This window comes from Methanosarcinales archaeon, from assembly GCA_014859725.1.
GTDB lineage: Archaea > Halobacteriota > Methanosarcinia > Methanosarcinales > Methanocomedenaceae > Kmv04.
Genome location: JACUTQ010000277.1, coordinates 1 through 1,782 on the forward strand (window position 1 = coordinate 1; position 1,782 = coordinate 1,782).

The 1,782-nt window shown below is 41.4% G+C and carries 3 protein-coding genes; all 3 read right to left on the minus strand.

Features of this window, described 5'->3' with window-relative positions; all coding sequences use genetic code 11:
- Positions 1 to 515 (minus strand): hypothetical protein (locus tag IBX40_13245; protein MBE0525277.1); only part of this gene is annotated, 515 nt, incomplete at its 3' end.
- A gap of 87 nt (positions 516 to 602) precedes the next feature.
- Positions 603 to 1,064, minus strand: a complete 462-nt coding sequence (locus IBX40_13250) for a hypothetical protein (protein MBE0525278.1) — start codon at positions 1,062 to 1,064, stop codon at positions 603 to 605.
- A gap of 14 nt (positions 1,065 to 1,078) precedes the next feature.
- Positions 1,079 to 1,782, minus strand: a 704-nt coding sequence (locus IBX40_13255) for a hypothetical protein (protein MBE0525279.1), incomplete at its 5' end; no start/stop codon positions are given.

Below are 1,782 nucleotides of genomic sequence, written 5' to 3' on the forward strand. Positions count from 1 at the left end.
GCTGTAGCCATAATTGTAACGCTTACTTGAGCATTTGGAATAGGTGCCCCATCCTCACTACGGGTCACTTTAACTGCGAACTGGACAAGACTCGTAGTTTCATCAATTTCAAGATCCCAGTCAACCGTAAAGGGTCGAAAAATGTTGAGGCTAAAGCCATACCCCTCAAGTTTAAGCAAATCTTTTGCATATTCGTATTTTATGTACCCCGGGCTGTCTTGGTCTAGTCTCTGCACTTTGTCCGTGTCCAATACGTACATTGAACACTCTTCTGAATAAGCCAGTCCGAAGGTTTCAACATTGTTCTGGTCAAAGGGAAATGTAGATCCCCAATCTGACGGACAGCCTCTCCCTAGAAGCATTGCATTAAACACGTTTAGCGCTGTGTTTCTTAGTTGCTGTTGGTCAACGGCTTGAAGGTTTATGAGACTCATGGTTGGCATAACGACAACTGTTCCGACAAAAATTGCGCCTACGACAAGAATAGCTATAATGTGATCATAAACCGCATTCATATGTTTGATCTCCACTTTATAGCTTGTATAGGACGTATCTATTAAGTCTTACGATACAATGGTTCTTCACAGATACACCACCCCATATCACCCATACCTAATCCAAACATAAACGCCTGTCCCACTTCGACTACAACCAGCAACAACTGTTCTTCCACCACTTTCTATGGAATAGTCTGCACCAACCTTCAAGCCTGGTACAAGCCACGCATCTGCCGCAACCGAAGACCTATCCTTCAAATATGCAGTTATTTTTGAAGCGTTTTCGCCGCTTCCGTCAATGTTTACAATATAAACTGAATTTTCAACTGTGGAAGGCAAATACATCAACTCCTTCTCCAGAGAAACATCAGGGGAATCAGTCGAATTAACCAAAAAATACAAATTGGCCAAAGTATTCGACACGTAATCAGTAATCTCTTTTAATTCCCTCCGCATCATATCAGCACGAATATTGTTGGCTACAATGGCATAGAAGAAAGGCATCACAAAAATCAGCATCACTAAAGCCATACTGCAAATGAGATAACTTATTGTTGGGGATGGCAATCCACACTCCTCCATCAAGTTGATACTTCTATTTCAGCAACAATAAAATTGAAAACAACCTTCTCACCATCCAATGGAATAGTGGCAGTATCAGATTCGTTTCCTAACTGAGCAAGTATGTTGCATTTGCCATTCATGACAGGATAGCCATTACCATCGGAACCACCATAAGATTTGGTTGTTATGTTAAAAGATCTCGCTGTTAAATCAAAATCGCCGATGAATGTTGACCAACTCGTTATTTTCATTTTAATAATCCATATGTTCACGTAACTTACTGGCACCGTCTGATTGTCGGGTTGGGTAACGTTAACGGTGTAAGTTTTCACGGCTCGAACTCTATAGTTCAAAATAATGTTAACCCAGCTTGGTTCCTGCTTTATCAATGCTCGACCAAAGCTCTCCATGCCTGCAGATACAATGGTCTTATCATCTCCTAAAATGTAGGATTCATATCCATTCCCGAAGGTGACGTAATTCGTTGATATTCTGTATCGCACATAGCCTGTATAGGTGGAATAACTAGCATTTGGATAGTCAGTTACATTTATTATTAAGGGTAATCCCCCTTTCACGGCATCATTGGGCATTAACTCCAGCTGCCCATAATTTACTGTAAACCTTGCGGATCGGGAACCACCTAGTTCCCAAGCGACATCCCGTACTGCGTCGTCAAAAACTAAAATAGACTTCTTTACGGTTTCAAACTCAGAAGCCC